The organism is Marinomonas sp. ABL3_031, from assembly GCF_056161265.1.
In genome coordinates this window covers 133224-147850 of sequence record NZ_JBSWYU010000002.1, presented here as the reverse complement: position 1 = coordinate 147850, position 14627 = coordinate 133224, and the positions used below count along the sequence as shown (strand labels likewise).

Annotated in this window: 12 protein-coding genes; 9 read left to right on the top strand and 3 right to left on the bottom strand. The window is 45.3% G+C overall.

The window, feature by feature from the left end; translation table 11 throughout:
• Positions 1–5: 5 nt before the first annotated feature.
• Together purN and purM are read right to left on the bottom strand one after the other, a co-directional pair.
• Positions 6–659 carry a phosphoribosylglycinamide formyltransferase gene (gene purN, locus ACXAH2_RS03150; protein WP_475076628.1) on the bottom strand — a complete coding sequence of 218 codons (654 nt, stop codon included), beginning with the start codon at positions 657–659 and terminating at the stop codon, positions 6–8.
• The gene (purM, locus tag ACXAH2_RS03145) at positions 656–1714 is read right to left on the bottom strand and encodes a phosphoribosylformylglycinamidine cyclo-ligase (protein WP_475076626.1); all 1059 of its coding nucleotides are present in this window, start codon (positions 1712–1714) and stop codon (positions 656–658) included. The genes purN and purM overlap by 4 nt, the downstream gene beginning before the upstream one ends.
• A gap of 118 nt (positions 1715–1832) precedes the next feature.
• On the opposite strand from purM, the gene ACXAH2_RS03140 reads away from it, so the two are divergent.
• Both ACXAH2_RS03140 and ACXAH2_RS03135 read left to right on the top strand, forming a co-directional pair.
• Positions 1833–2918, top strand: coding sequence for a DUF2066 domain-containing protein (locus ACXAH2_RS03140; protein WP_475076624.1), 1086 nt, complete (start codon positions 1833–1835; stop codon positions 2916–2918).
• Entirely contained in the window at positions 2918–3148 is a 231-nt protein-coding gene (locus ACXAH2_RS03135) for a hypothetical protein (protein ID WP_475076622.1), read from the top strand. The genes ACXAH2_RS03140 and ACXAH2_RS03135 overlap by 1 nt, the downstream gene beginning before the upstream one ends.
• A gap of 69 nt (positions 3149–3217) precedes the next feature.
• Here the strand turns inward: ACXAH2_RS03135 and gltA are convergent, their stop codons facing one another.
• A complete protein-coding gene (gltA, locus tag ACXAH2_RS03130) occupies positions 3218–4504 on the bottom strand; it encodes a citrate synthase (RefSeq protein WP_475076621.1) in 1287 nt (428 codons plus the stop codon).
• 564 nt (positions 4505–5068) lie between these two features.
• Between gltA and sdhC the strand changes: the two genes are divergently transcribed.
• The 7 genes from sdhC to lpdA all read left to right on the top strand — a co-directional run bounded on the left by sdhC (position 5069) and on the right by lpdA (position 14565).
• Complete coding sequence (sdhC, locus tag ACXAH2_RS03125) at positions 5069–5446, top strand: succinate dehydrogenase, cytochrome b556 subunit (protein WP_475076619.1); 378 nt, start codon at positions 5069–5071, stop codon at positions 5444–5446.
• Positions 5440–5787, top strand: coding sequence for a succinate dehydrogenase, hydrophobic membrane anchor protein (gene sdhD / locus ACXAH2_RS03120; protein WP_475076617.1), 348 nt, complete (start codon positions 5440–5442; stop codon positions 5785–5787). Before sdhC ends, sdhD begins: the two co-directional genes overlap by 7 nt.
• Before the next feature lie 3 nt (positions 5788–5790).
• A complete protein-coding gene (gene sdhA / locus ACXAH2_RS03115) occupies positions 5791–7563 on the top strand; it encodes a succinate dehydrogenase flavoprotein subunit (RefSeq protein WP_475076615.1) in 1773 nt (590 codons plus the stop codon).
• Positions 7564–7575: 12 nt separating this feature from the next.
• Positions 7576–8280 (top strand): succinate dehydrogenase iron-sulfur subunit, encoded by a 705-nt coding sequence (locus tag ACXAH2_RS03110; protein WP_475076613.1) that lies wholly within the window; start codon positions 7576–7578, stop codon positions 8278–8280.
• A 373-nt stretch (positions 8281–8653) separates the two neighbouring features.
• The gene (locus tag ACXAH2_RS03105) at positions 8654–11491 is read left to right on the top strand and encodes a 2-oxoglutarate dehydrogenase E1 component (RefSeq protein ID WP_475076612.1); all 2838 of its coding nucleotides are present in this window, start codon (positions 8654–8656) and stop codon (positions 11489–11491) included.
• 31 nt (positions 11492–11522) lie between these two features.
• Positions 11523–13019: a 2-oxoglutarate dehydrogenase complex dihydrolipoyllysine-residue succinyltransferase gene (gene odhB, locus ACXAH2_RS03100; RefSeq protein ID WP_475076610.1), complete on the top strand. Its 1497-nt coding sequence runs from the start codon at positions 11523–11525 to the stop codon at positions 13017–13019.
• A 106-nt stretch (positions 13020–13125) separates the two neighbouring features.
• Positions 13126–14565 carry a dihydrolipoyl dehydrogenase gene (lpdA, locus tag ACXAH2_RS03095; RefSeq protein ID WP_475076607.1) on the top strand — a complete coding sequence of 480 codons (1440 nt, stop codon included), beginning with the start codon at positions 13126–13128 and terminating at the stop codon, positions 14563–14565.
• Positions 14566–14627: the final 62 nt, after the last annotated feature.

Sequence of the window (14627 nt, the reverse complement as noted above, 5' to 3'; positions counted from 1 at the left end):
CCTATCTAACTTAACCCTTGATGATAACGAACGCCGGTTTCCTCTAGTGTTTCACCATCCAATAGGGCTTTGCCTTGCTGTAATATCAGTCGTTCTTCGCTAAACCATTTCACTGCCAGAGGGTAAATAACATGCTCAAGTGCATGTACTTTCTGAGCTAAGCTATCAGCATTGTCTGTCGCTGCTATTTGGGTGCTGGCTTGAAGAATAACAGCACCAGCATCCAATTCAGAGCTGACAAAATGAACCGACACACCGTGCTCTGTTTCCTCTGCATCAATGGCTCTTTGATGTGTGTTTAAGCCTTTGAATTTAGGCAGCAATGAAGGATGAATGTTAAGCATTCTACCTTCATAATGTTGCGTAAAGGTTTCAGTTAAAATGCGCATAAAGCCAGCCAATACCACTAATTTAGGTTGATACTGGTCGATCAATTGCTGTAGTGCTAAGTCGAATGCATCGCGCGATTCAAATGTTTTATGGCTTAAAGCATGAGCAGGAATGCCTGCCTTTTTCGCGCGTTCCAAACCAAAAGCATCGGCTTTATTACTAATGACGGCTTTTATCTCAACAGCTATTTTGCCTTGCAAGCTTTGATCAATCAAAGCCTGCAAATTACTACCGCTGCCTGAAATCAAAACAACAATGGGACAACTCATGCGTTTGACTCAAGATCAGAAATGAGCACGTCTTTGCCGCCATTACGAGGGCAGATTTCACCGATAAGCCAAGCTTGTTCGCCTTCTTTTTTAAGAATCGCCAAAGCTTGTTCTGCTTTGTCTGCATCGATAGACAGTACCATGCCGACACCACAGTTTAGAACCCGGTACATTTCTTCTTGCTCAACATTTCCCTGTTCTTGAAGCCAATCAAACACAGCAGGACGAGTCCAACTCGTGGCATCGATTTTAGCAGCGGCGTCTTCTGGTAATACACGAGGAATGTTTTCAAGTAAGCCGCCACCTGTAATGTGTGCTAATGCATTAACTTGAACACTTTCCATCAGTTTAAGAATGGATTTTACGTAAATACGTGTAGGGGCCATCAAAGCATCTTTTAGTGCAGTGCCATCAATATCGGTATTCAAATCGGCTTTGCTTACTTCCAGAATCTTACGAATCAAAGAGTAGCCATTGGAATGTGGGCCAGAAGAACCAAGCGCAATCAATTTGTCGCCTGCTTTGACCTTGCTGCCATCTATGATGTTGTCTTCTTCAGCAACACCAACACAAAAGCCCGCTAAATCGTAGTCACCATCATGATACATGCCAGGCATTTCAGCCGTTTCACCGCCCACAAGAGCACAGCCCGCTTGTAAACAGCCTTCACCAATGCCAGTTACTACATTGGCAGCTACGTCGATATCTAATTTGCCAGTGGCATAGTAATCAAGGAACAAGAGTGGTTCTGCGCCTGCTACTACAAGATCGTTTACACACATGGCGACCAAGTCGATGCCAATGGTGTCGTGTTGGTTTAGGTCCATTGCTAAACGCAGCTTGGTACCTACCCCGTCAGTGCCCGAAACCAATACTGGTTTTTTGTATTTGGTTGGCAAGCGAGTCAAGGCGCCGAAACCGCCAAGGCCGCCCATAACTTCTGGACGGTGAGTTTTTTTACTAACGCCTTTAATGCGTTCAACAAGTTGGTTGCCTGCGTTGATGTCGACGCCTGCGTCTTTATAACTAATCGATGGTTTATCCGACTTGGTCATTGCCTATGCCTTATCATGGTACGAGGAAAAAAAGGGCATTTTAGCATAGTGACGCATTAGGGCTATGGTTCTTTGCGATTAAGACAGTAGAATAGACAAAATAAACGAAGGAAGGGCTATGAATTTTCGTATATTTTTTCTACTTATCGGTTTTTTGTTTGTGTCGTCTGCGCAAGCGGTCAATGTGAAAGGTTTGTACAGTGCAGAAATTAATCTGCCTGTGACACAAGCGGAAGCGCAAATGTTGAATAAAGCCTTTGCTCTAGCAGCAGAGCAAGTGTTGATAAAAGTGTCGGGTAATAAAGAGGCTATTTCAGGCGATTTGTTGCTGCAGGCACAACAACAAGCTTCCAGTTGGGTGGCACAGCATTCGGTTACTTCCTTGAATGAGTTGCTGCCTAGTGACGATGGTTTGGTGCCGGGTAAACAGATTCGAGTGACCTTTTATCAAGAGTCCATTGATGGCTTTTTATCACAAAATGCTTTGCCTGTTTGGGGGAGTAATCGTCCCTCTGTGTTGGTGTGGTTGGCCAGTGAAAATAATGGTATTCGTCGTCTATCTGGCTCTAATGCCCCTTCTCAAATATTAAATGATTTTGCTTTAGCCAGTAGTCGAGTTGGTGTCCCCATTTATGCTCCTTTGATTGATGCAACAGATCAACAAAGTATTACCGCGGCAGATGTTTGGGGCTTTTTTGAGGACAGTATTGCCGAGGCAAGTAAGCGATATCAGACGGATGCGGTGGCGGCGTTGCGTGTCAGTAGCTATGCTGGACACATAGGTGGCAGCTTGCTGGTTATGCAAAAGGCTGGTGAAACGGAGCGATTTTCGCTTACTGGGGATAGCTTGGAAGCCTTATTGGATCAAGCCAGTGCCAAATTGGCTTATGTTTTTGCCTCTCGATACGCATCTGTGCGTAATGCTGGTTCAGCTAGCGAGCTGACTATGCAGATTGGTGGGGTCAGCAATTACGCCTCTATGGCCAAGGTTCAGGCGTATTTAGAAAGTATTGGCGTGGTTCGAGAAGTCACCTTGGTGCAAGTGAAAGAGAAGCAAGTGGAATACCGAATTGCGATAGATGGTGATAAACAAAAATTGTTTAACTCTATTTCCTTGAGCAGTTTATTAGTGGAAACGCCGCTCAATGCGCTTGATCCTGATGCTAACCGAGTGGTTTCCTATTTATACAGTGGAGTGAATTAATGGCGGATATTCCTGCAGAGCAAGTGGTTGCTCGTGATTTTTATGCGCGTTCTGCAGAGGAGCAGCAAGACTTTTTGAGCCAGACTTGGTGTAATCAGTGCCAAGTAATGGATCTTGGTATGATTGAGCCGGAGGAGTTTGAGGCACAAGGTCGAATTTGGATTGAAGGGAAGTGCGCAAAATGCGGTGATAAAACCGTAACTGAGATTGTCGAAGACGATGAAGAATAAATCGCAAGTAAATTTTTAGCACAAAAAAACGCGCCATGGGCGCGTTTTTTATGAGTTGATCAGCAGAATTTATTTTTTGTCTGCTGGGTAGTCTCGTTCTGTGTGACCCACATACAACTGGCGAGGACGGCCAATTTTGTATGGTCCAGAGATCATTTCGTTCCAGTGCGAGATCCAGCCAATGGTGCGAGACATGGCGAAAATCACGGTAAACATACTGGTTGGAATGCCGATGGCCTTCATAATGATGCCAGAGTAGAAGTCTACGTTCGGGTAAAGCTTACGCTCAACGAAGTAAGGATCTTCCAGCGCGATTTGTTCAAGGCGCTTAGCGATCTTCAATAGTGGATCATCCGATTGACCAAGTTCAGCTAATACTTGGTCACAAGTTTCACGCATCACTTTGGCACGTGGGTCAAAGTTTTTGTAAACACGGTGACCGAAGCCCATTAGACGGAATGGATCATTCTTGTCTTTGGCTTTGGCAATGAACTCGTCGATGTTTTCAACATCGCCAATTTCTTCCAACATGGTTAGTACCGCTTCGTTAGCACCACCGTGAGCAGGCCCCCATAGGGTAGCAATACCTGCTGCGATACAAGCAAATGGGTTAGCACCAGAAGAACCGGCTAAACGCACTGTTGAAGTCGATGCATTTTGTTCATGATCCGCATGCAAAACGAAGATGCGGTCCATGGCTTTCGCGAATACAGGATTAACCTTGTACTCTTCACATGGTGTAGCAAACATCATGTACAAGAAGTTTTCCGCGTAAGATAAGTCGTTACGTGGGTACATAACGGGCTGATCTTTTGAATATTTGTAGCAGATTGCAGCCAATGTCGGCATTTTGGATATCAAACGGAACGCCGCAATTTCACGATGTTCTGGATTGTTGATGTCCATGTGATCTTGATAGAAAGCAGACAAGGCACCAACCAAACCACACATGATTGCCATTGGGTGAGCATCATTACGGAAGCCCTCAATGAATTTATGCATGGATTGGTTGACCATGGTGTGCTTAACAACCGTTTTTTCAAATTCTACTTTTTGCTCTTTAGTTGGTAATTCCCCATAAAGTAGCAAGTAACAGGTTTCTAAGTAATCTGAATGTTCTGCAAGTTGCGCAATAGGGTAGCCGCGATGCAGAAGAATGCCAGCTTCACCGTCAATGTAGGTGATCGCAGATTCGCAAGAGCCGGTAGACATAAAGCCTGGGTCGTAGGTGAAAACACCGTTAGCACCAAGGCTACGAACGTCTATAACGTCGGTGCCGAGAGTGCCTGAAAGGACTGGCAGTTCGATGGATTCATCGACCCCGTCCACTTTGAGTAGCGCTTTTTTATCAGCCATTTGTGGTCTCCTTCATATTCTGGTCCGGGGCTAAGAATTAATTATATTTGATTATCCAGGCCCAGAAGGTGCGAGAAAAAATACTGTTTATAGACCATAAAAGTCAATCTTGACTACTGACACTTTGTTGACTTAGTCAGTCCGTTTTTTGTAATAAACTGACGAAACCCTAGGGAGGGACTTGATTAAATGCCATACAGGTATTTTGTAACGTTATGTTTATAAAAGATAAAACAGGTGTTTTTTGCGGCTACATTTATGTAATTTTATACCATTATTGTTTCGGTTTATGGCTACATTCATTTGATGAATGGCGATCATTGAAAACACCTTGTCTTGTCTATTTGTCTTAGCATTTTTTGCTGGTCTATAATTGCGCCCCAGATAATTTCATTGATTTGTTTATGGTTATTAAAAGAGAGTCGCTTTTAGTAATGCATTTGTAAATCGATGGGGTTTTCAAATTCAGTCCTATGTGGTTAGTGATCGCTTTGTTTCGCACAAGCGTAAATATAGACATAGGGTCGTGATTGACCATTCAATCAAAAAGATGGTGTATAAATCGTGAACAAAAAAAGACCAGTCAATCTAGATATTTTAACAATATCCCAGCCAGTAACCGCCATTGTATCCATTCTTCATCGTGTAACGGGAATCATTCTCTTTGTGGGCTTGGCATTCCTTTTTTACGCTTTTGATTTGTCCTTGGATTCTCAACAGGGTTTTGATCAAGTTGTTAACATCTTGCAAACCAGTTTCCTTGCCAAGTTTATTGTGTGGGGTGTGGTGTCGGCATTGTTGTATCACCTAGTGGCAGGGGTGAAACACTTGTTTATGGATATGGGGTATTTCGAAGAATTGGACAGCGGTCGTAGTGCAGCAATGGCTAATTTGTTTATCGCTGCTGTCTTTATCGTATTAGCAGGAGTGTGGATATGGTAACTCAAATCACAAGCTTTGGCCGTTCCGGTCTATACGATTGGATGATGCAGCGCGTCTCTGCACTTGTCCTTTCTATTTATACGCTGTTTATTATTGGTTATCTGGTGACCAACCCAGATCTAACTTATGAGCAGTGGAGTGCGCTCTTCGCAACCACTTGGATGCGCATCTTTAGTTTGTTGGTCTTGTTGTCTATCGGTATCCACTCATGGATCGGTTTGTGGTCTGTTTCAACTGACTATATTAAAGCAACAGGTTCTCGTTTCTTTTTTCAATCTCTATGCGGTTTGGCTATGTTTGTTTACATCGTGTGGGGCATTCAGGTTCTTTGGGGGCTATAAGTAATGGCGAATATTCGTACAATTTCATTTGATGCCATTGTAATTGGCGGCGGCGGTGCTGGTATGCGTGCTGCTCTTCAGTTGACTGAGACAGGTTTGGATACGGCGTGTATTACAAAAGTCTTCCCAACGCGTTCTCACACAGTTTCAGCTCAGGGTGGTATTACTTGTGCTATCGCAAGTGACGATCCAAACGATGATTGGCGTTGGCACATGTATGACACGGTAAAAGGGTCAGACTACATTGGTGACCAAGACGCTATCGAATACATGTGTTCTGTTGGACCGCAAGCGGTTTTTGAACTTGAGCACATGGGTTTGCCTTTCTCTCGTACTGAGCAAGGTCGTATTTATCAGCGTCCGTTTGGTGGTCAGTCGAAAGACTTTGGTAAAGGTGGTCAGGCAGCGCGTACTTGTGCCGCAGCTGACCGTACTGGACACGCCTTATTGCACACCCTTTATCAAGCTAACCTAAAAGGTGGCACGACTTTCTTTAATGAGTGGTATGCAACCGACCTGGTGAAAAATAACGACGGTGCTGTCGTTGGTGTGATCGCCATCTGTATCGAAACAGGTGAGACGGTTTACTTGAAAGCCAAAGCAACTGTTATCGCTACTGGCGGTGCTGGTCGTATTTATCAGTCTACCACCAATGCTCACATCAACACGGGTGACGGTATTGGTATGGCGTTGCGTGCTGGTTTCCCTATGCAGGATATGGAAATGTGGCAGTTCCACCCAACCGGTATTTACGGTGCGGGTACGCTGGTAACAGAAGGTTGTCGTGGTGAAGGTGGTTACCTGATCAATAAAGACGGCGAGCGTTTCATGGAGCGTTATGCACCAAACGCGAAAGACCTTGCTGGTCGTGATGTTGTTGCGCGTTCTATGATTTTAGAGATTCTTGAGGGTCGTGGTTGTGGTCCAGATGGCGATCACGTATTGCTGAAATTGGATCACCTAGGTGAAGAAACTTTGAACAAGCGTCTGCCTGGTATCCTAGAATTGTCTCGTACTTTCGCTCACGTTGACCCAGTAAAAGAGCCGATTCCAGTCATCCCAACTTGTCACTACATGATGGGCGGTATCCCAACCAACGTTGGTGGTCAGGCTTTGATTCAAAATGAAGCAGGCGAAGATGTTGTTATCGACGGTCTATACGCTTGTGGTGAAGCCGCTTGTGTATCCGTACATGGTGCTAACCGTCTAGGTGGTAACTCTTTGCTGGATTTGGTTGTATTTGGTCGTGCGGTGGGTTTGCAGGTGAAAAAATCTCTAGATGAAGGTTTTGATTCCCTGGACGCAACGGACACTGACATTGAAAAAGCCATGGCGCGTTTGAATCGTCTAAATGCTTCAACTGGCGGTGAAAGTGTTGCTGAAGTTCGTGCTGACCTGCAACGTGTAATGCAATTGTATTTCGGTGTATTCCGTGAAGGTGACTCTATGCAGAAAGGCCTAGAGCAGCTAGCGGAAATTCGTAAGCGTATTGAAAATCTTCACCTTGCCGACAAGAGTGAAGCTTTTAATACTGCTCGTATTGAAGCTCTTGAGCTTGAAAACTTGCTTGAAGTGGCAGAGGCAACAGCGGTTCCTGCTGAGTTCCGTAAAGAAAGTCGTGGTGCGCATGCTCGTAACGACTTCACTGAGCGTGATGATGAGAACTGGTTGAAGCACTCTTTGTATCACCCGGCAGATAAGAAAGTGACCAAGCGTGATGTTAACTTTGCGCCTAAAACAATGGAAGCTTTCCCACCTAAAGCACGTTCTTACTAAGGAGTTATGTGAATGTTAGTTAGTATTTATCGCTATAATCCTGAGAAGGACGATGCTCCTTACATGCAGGATTACGAAGTTGAGTTACCAGCAGGTAAAGACCTGATGGTACTGGACGTTCTGAACTTGTTGAAAGCGCAAGACCCGACAATTTCTTACCGCCGTTCATGCCGTGAAGGTGTGTGTGGTTCGGATGGTATGAATATGTCTGGTAAGAACGGTTTGGCCTGTATTACAACAGTTTCTACTGCTGCTAAAGGCAATAAACTAGTATTGCGTCCACTACCAGGTTTACCTGTGGTACGCGACCTTGTGGTTGATATGGGGCAGTTCTACAAGCAATACGAAAAGATCCGTCCATACTTGATGAACGATACGCCAGCTCCAGCAATCGAGCGTCTGCAAAGTCCTGAAGAGCGTGAAAAGCTTGATGGTCTTTACGAATGTATCTTATGTGCATGTTGTTCAACAGCCTGTCCATCTTTCTGGTGGAACCCAGATAAGTTTGTTGGTCCTTCTGGTTTGCTACAGGCCTACCGCTTCTTGGCGGACAGTCGTGACAACGCAACACAAGAGCGGTTAAGTGAGTTGGATGATCCGTTTAGTGTATTCCGTTGCCATGGTATTATGAACTGTGTGAACGTATGTCCTAAAGGGTTAAATCCGACTAAGGCAATCGGTAATATCCGTTCCATGTTGTTGCAAAGAGCAACCTAATCGATGGAAGATGCAGTTAGTATCAAGTTGATCTACAATTAACTGCCGATATCGGCGGCTTGAATCGTGATTCAATGCCGCCATTTTTGCATATTCTCCGCTGGAGAATAAGATGAAAAGAATTTAAAATTCGACCTTTACGAGCAAGGATGTGCTAAGAAAAGTCGCTAACTCAGTGATTATGGATGCAAAGTATTTCATCAATTGAGTGACATGCTTTTAGTGACTTAGTATTGAACGTAATAGGGCGAAAGTAGCTGGAAGTAAACAAAAAAATCGAGACTGTAATAAGTCTTACGGGCCTGATAAAAAGATCAATCGCGAGATTGAACCGGGACCCCGGTAGCTGGCTCGAACATAAGGGTGATCGAGAATGCACGAAAGTTTAATGGAGTTGCTGTGGAGCACCTCTCATTTTTCAGGTGGAAACTTGGAATATGTAGAAGGGTTGTTTGAAAGCTACCTCGTCGATCCGAATTCAGTTTCGGAAGAATGGCGGAAATGTTTTGACCAATTGCCTCGCATAAGCGAAGCCCAGTCAACTGATCTTCCTCATTCAGTGATTCAAGAACAATTTCTGCAAATAGGTAAAAATAAATTCAGAGCTATGCCTGCCAGTACTGGTGTTGCCGTCAGCTCTGATCATGAGCAGAAACAAATCGGTGTTTTGCAGTTGATTAATGCGTACCGCGTTCGTGGTCATCAACATGCCACATTGGATCCTCTTGGATTGCAAAAGCGTGAAAGAGTGGCAGATTTGGATATTGGTTACCACCAATTAACCGGCGCCGACTTGGACACATCATTTAACGTCAATTCTTTGTTCTTTAACAAAGACAACATGAAGTTAAGTGAAATCGTATCAGAACTGGAAAAAACTTATTGTGGAAGTATCGGCTATGAGTTTATGCACATTGTTGATACGCAAGAAAAAGCTTGGCTGCAACAGCGAGTAGAATCCGTTCGATCCCACCCTGAATACTCTAAAGAAACCCGCGAAAGTCTACTAGAACGCCTAACAGCAGCTGAAGGTTTGGAAAAATATCTTGCCAGCCGTTATCCAGGCGCTAAGCGTTTTGGTTTGGAAGGTGGCGAAAGTTTGATTCCTATGGTGAATGAGCTAATTCAACGTTCTGGTGCACTGGGTGCGAAAGAAGTTGTGATTGGCATGGCGCACCGTGGTCGTTTAAACGTTTTGGTGAACACCTTAGGTAAAAACCCGAAAGACTTGTTTGACGAGTTTGAAGGTAAGAAGCTGGTTAACACTTCTGGTGACGTGAAATACCACCAAGGTTTCTCTTCCAATGTGATGACGGCAGGTGGCGAAGTACACATCGCTCTGTCTTTTAACCCATCTCACTTGGAAATCGTTTCGCCAGTGGTTGAAGGTTCGGTACGCGCGCGTCAAGACAGACGTAAAGACAACACGGGTAAAACCGTAGTACCAATTTCCATTCACGGTGACGCTGCTTTTGCTGGTCAAGGCGTGGTAATGGAAACCTTCCAGATGTCGCAAACTCGTGCCTACCGCACAGGTGGTACGGTTCATATCGTTGTTAACAACCAAGTTGGTTTCACGACTAACCGCCAAGAAGACTCGCGTTCTACTGAATACGCAACAGACGTTGCGAAAATGATTCAAGCGCCGATCTTCCATGTTAATGGTGATGATCCAGAAGCCGTGTTGTTCGTAACGCAATTGGCGTTGGATTACCGTTATGAGTTTGGTCGTGATGTGGTCATTGACATGGTTTGTTACCGTCGTCGTGGTCACAACGAAACAGATGAGCCTTCTGGTACTCAACCACTGATGTACAATGTCATTAGTAAGTTGAAAACCACTCGTAATTTGTACGCAGACCGTTTGATCAATGACAATGTGATCACCAAGGCTGAAGCGGATCAGATGGCGAATGAAAATCGCGAAGATTTGGACAATGGCCGTCATGTTGCGAAAAGTTTGGTATTGGAATCACAGACCAAACTGTTTGTCGATTGGACACCTTACTTGGGTGTTGAATGGACAGCGGAAGGCAACACAGGTTACCCATTAGCGAATCTTCAAGAAGTCGCTAAGAAACTGACTCACATTCCAGATGGCATTGTGGTTCAGCGTCAGGTTCAAAAAATCTATCAAGATCGTGACAAGATGACAGCCGGCGCATTGCCGCTTAACTGGGGTTACGCTGAAACCTTGGCTTTTGCGACTTTGCTTGAGCAAGGTTATCCGATTCGTTTCACGGGGCAGGATTCCGGTCGTGGTACTTTCTCTCACCGTCATGCTGTTGTTCACAGTCAAAAAGATGGTAGTACTTACATTCCTCTGAAACATCTTTCAGAAGCTCAACCAACCTTAGACTTGTACGATTCTTACCTCTCAGAAGAAGCGGTATTGGCGTTTGAATACGGCTATGCCAGCACGTCACCACAAGGTTTGGTGATCTGGGAAGCGCAATTTGGTGATTTCGCCAACGGTGCGCAAGTGGTAATTGACCAGTTCATTACCAGTGGTGAGCACAAGTGGGGACGTTTGTGTGGTCTGACCATGTTGTTGCCACATGGCTACGAAGGTCAGGGTCCTGAGCACTCTTCTGCTCGTCTAGAACGTTTCATGCAATTGTGTGCTGAGTACAACATCCAAGTATGTGTACCAACCACACCGGCGCAAATTTTCCATATCTTGCGTCGTCAGGCTATCCGCCCAATGCGTCGTCCGTTGATTATTATGTCGCCGAAGAGTTTGTTGCGTCATAAGCAAGCAATCTCGACACTGGAAGATTTGGCCGAAGGCAGCTTCAAAACAGTATTGCCAGAAGCGTCTGAAACCATCGCGGCTGATAAAGTGAAACGCATTGTGTTGTGTAGCGGTAAGGTTTACTACGATTTGATTAATCGTCGTGAAGCGCTACAAAAAGAAGACGTTGCTGTGGTTCGCTTGGAGCAATTGTATCCGTTCCCATACGCTGATCTAGAAGCGGTATTGGAACCTTACAAAAATGTTGAGAGCTTGGTTTGGTGTCAAGAAGAGCCGAAAAACCAAGGTGCTTGGCATGCCAACCGCCACCGTATGAATCGAGTATTGGAAAAACTGTACCCAGAATTGAAGATTCGCTTTGCGGGTCGTATTTCGTCAGCTGCTCCTGCAGCGGGTTACATGTCAGTCCATGTTGAAGAGCAAGAAGCACTGGTCAACGACGCACTAGTTGGTTAGTACCATAGCCTGTCAGAGATAAGGGTATAAAATGAGTATTGAAATTAAAGCACCTACTTTTCCAGAATCCGTAGCCGATGGAACCGTTGCTACTTGGCACAAACAGCCAGGCGAAGCTTGTTCTCGTGATGAGCACATCGTTGATATCGAAACCGACAAAGTGGTTCTTGAAGTGGTTGCACCAGCTGATGGTGTGATCTCTGAAATTATTAAAAACGAAGGCGACATCGTACTAAGCGATGAAGTTTTGGCAAAATTTGAAGAGGGTGGTGCGGCTGCATCTGCTCCAGCAGCAGAACAAACAGCGGCTCCTGCAGCGTCTTCTGCTGCCAAAGAAACGGTACAAATCAAAGCACCCACTTTCCCAGAGTCTGTTGCAGATGGTACGGTTGCAGCTTGGCACAAACAGCCAGGTGAAGCTTGTTCTCGTGACGAGCATATCGTTGATATTGAAACCGATAAAGTGGTTCTTGAAGTGGTTGCGCCTGCGGATGGTGTGATTGGTGATATTGCCAAAAACGAAGGCGACACTGTACTGAGTGATGAAGTATTAGCGTCATTCCTAGTCGGCGCTTCTGGTGAAGCAGCTGCTCCTGCAGCACAAGCTTCTGCTCCTGCTGAAGCTGGTGATGAAGATGGCGTTGCTGGTCCTGCAGCACGTAAAGCGCTTGCTGAAGCGGGCTTAACGCCAGCTCAAGTGAAAGGCACTGGTAAAGGTGGTCGTATCACTAAAGAAGACGTTGAAGCGGCGGCGAAAGCTAAGCCAGCAGCAGCGCCAGCAGCGAAAGCAGCTCCTGCAGCTATGCCAGCTTTGGGTGCAGATGGTCGTGTTGAAAAACGCGTTCCTATGACGCGTCTGCGTGCCACTATCGCGAAACGTTTGGTTGAAGCACAACAAACAGCGGCAATGTTAACGACATATAACGAAGTTAACATGGGTCCTGTGATGGAAATTCGTAAGAAGTACAAAGACGAATTCATGAAGGTTCATAACGGCACGAAACTAGGTTTCATGTCTTTCTTCGTGAAAGCGGCAACAGAAGCCCTAAAACGCTTCCCAGCGGTAAATGCTTCTATCGATGGTAACGACATGGTTTACCATGGTTACCAAGATATCGGTGTAGCGGTTTCTACGGATCGTGGTTTGATGGTGCCTGTATTACGTAACACAGAAGCCATGGGTCTTGCTGATATCGAGTCTTCTATCATGGATTTTGCTATTCGTGGTCGCGAAGGCAAATTGGGTATGGACGACATGCAAGGTGGTACCTTCACCATCACTAACGGTGGTACTTTCGGTTCCTTGATGTCTACGCCAATCATTAACCCACCACAAACCGCTATCTTGGGTATGCACAAAATCCAAGAGCGCCCAATGGCGGTAAATGGTCAAGTTGTGATCCAGCCAATGATGTACCTGGCTCTGTCTTATGACCACCGTATGATCGACGGCAAAGAAGCGGTTCAGTTCTTAGTAACTATCAAAGAGTTACTAGAAGATCCAGCGCGTCTATTGCTTGAAATCTAAGGTACTTGAAATCTAAGGATTCATACTCATCTAGTGGTATGAACTGAATACTGAGCGGCTTCTTTCATATTAAGTCGCTCAGTCTGACTGAAAAATGGGACCTCTTATGTCTGATAAATTTGATGTTGTTGTAATTGGTGGCGGCCCTGGTGGTTATGTGGCTGCAATCCGTGCTGCTCAGCTTGGTCTGAAGACAGCTTGTATCGAAAAATGGTTAGACAAAGACAGCAAGCCGCGCCTTGGCGGTACTTGTTTGAACGTTGGCTGTATTCCTTCTAAAGCTTTATTGGATTCTTCGCAAAAATACCATGATGCGAAAGACAGCTACGGCGTACACGGTATTAGTGTTGGCGATGTTGCTATGGATGTGAATGCCATGGTTGATCGTAAAGACAAGATCGTTGACCAACTAACGAGCGGTATCACAGGTTTGTTCAAAGCAAACGGTGTAACCAGCTTCGAAGGTTTCGGTAAGCTGCTTGCGAACAAAAAAGTAGAATTCACTGCGCACGACGGTACTGTTACTGTCTTCGAAGCAGAGAACGTTATTCTTGCAACGGGTTCTGTGCCTGTGAACATTCCGCCAGCGCCACGTACTGGTGACATCATCGTTGATAACGAAGGTGCACTTGAGTTTCGTGAAGTACCTAAGCGTTTAGGTGTTATTGGTGCTGGTGTTATCGGTCTTGAGTTGGGTTCTGTATGGGCGCGTTTGGGTTCTGAAGTAACTGTGCTTGAAGCACAAGATGCTTTCTTAAGCCTATGTGACCAAGACTTGTCGAAAGAAGCGGCTAAGATCTTCAAGAAGCAGAAACTAGACATCCGTACTGGTGCTCGAGTAACGGGTAGCCAAATTAACGGCGAAGAAGTGGAAGTGACTTACCTTGATGCAAAAGGTGAAGAGCAGAAGCAAACCTTTGATAAGTTGATCGTTGCGGTAGGTCGTAAGCCTTTCACTGACGGCTGCTTGGCAGGAGATTCTGGCGTTAACTTGGACGAACGTGGTTTCGTATTTGTTGACGAGCAATGCCGTACTTCTGTACCTGGCGTGTTCGCGATTGGTGACATCGTTCGTGGGCCAATGCTGGCTCATAAAGCGTCTGAAGAAGGTGTGATGGTGGCAGATATCATCGCCGGTCACAAAGCGCAAATGAACTACGATTGCATTCCTTCTGTTATCTACACTCATCCAGAGCTTGCTTGGGTTGGTAAAAACGAGCAAGAACTTAAAGCGGAAGGCGTTAAATACAAAGTGGGTAAATTCCCATTTGCAGCCTCTGGTCGTGCTATGGCAGCAAACGACACAGATGGTTTTGTTAAGATCATTGCTTGTGAAGAAACAGACCGTATCCTAGGTTGCCATATCATTGGTGGTCATGCGGCTGACTTGATTGCGCAAGCAGTAATTGCAATGGAATTCGGCTCAACAGCAGAAGACATTGCGTTGACTGTATTCGCTCACCCAACAGTAAGTGAAGCAGTTCATGAAGCAGCCTTGGCTGTGGATGGTCACGCAATTCACGTTGCGAACCGTAAAAAGCGTTAATAAAAATTAGATTTGCCGGCTCTTAAGTCGGCATTTTCTGTCTTAATCGACAGAACTTATGT